This is a genomic window from Macrococcoides goetzii, assembly GCF_002742385.2.
Taxonomy (GTDB): domain Bacteria; phylum Bacillota; class Bacilli; order Staphylococcales; family Staphylococcaceae; genus Macrococcoides; species Macrococcoides goetzii.
The window spans coordinates 1-405 of sequence record NZ_MJBI02000028.1; the positions used below are offsets into that span (position 1 = coordinate 1).

The 405-nt window shown below is 39.5% G+C and carries 2 tRNA genes; both read right to left on the reverse strand.

The features are described 5' to 3' along the window. Nucleotides 1–112: 112 nt before the first annotated feature. A tRNA-Ala gene (locus tag BFS35_RS13695) sits at nt 113–188 on the reverse strand. 32 nt (nt 189–220) lie between these two features. Then, nucleotides 221–297 (reverse strand) — tRNA-Ile (locus tag BFS35_RS13700). Between the last annotated feature and the right edge of the window lie 108 nt (nt 298–405).

Below are 405 nucleotides of genomic sequence, written 5' to 3' on the forward strand. Positions count from 1 at the left end.
GACGCGCGATTTTTTTAAGAATTCAAAAATGAACTCACTCGGTTTTGCTTGGTAAAATCTTTTATTTCTTCTTACTTTATCTAGTTTTCAAAGTACAATGTTTAAAAATTAATGGTGGAGACTAGCGGGATCGAACCGCTGACCTCCTGCGTGCAAAGCAGGCGCTCTCCCAGCTGAGCTAAGCCCCCATAAAGGTATTAATTTAAATGAATATTTATAATGGTGGGCCTAAATGGACTCGAACCATCGACCTCACGCTTATCAGGCGTGCGCTCTAACCAGCTGAGCTATAGGCCCATTAAATGTATAAACATTCAAAACTGAATACAATATGTCAATGTTAATCCCTATCAGACTTAAAAGTCTGATTTCCGTAATTATCCTTAGAAAGGAGGTGATCCAGCC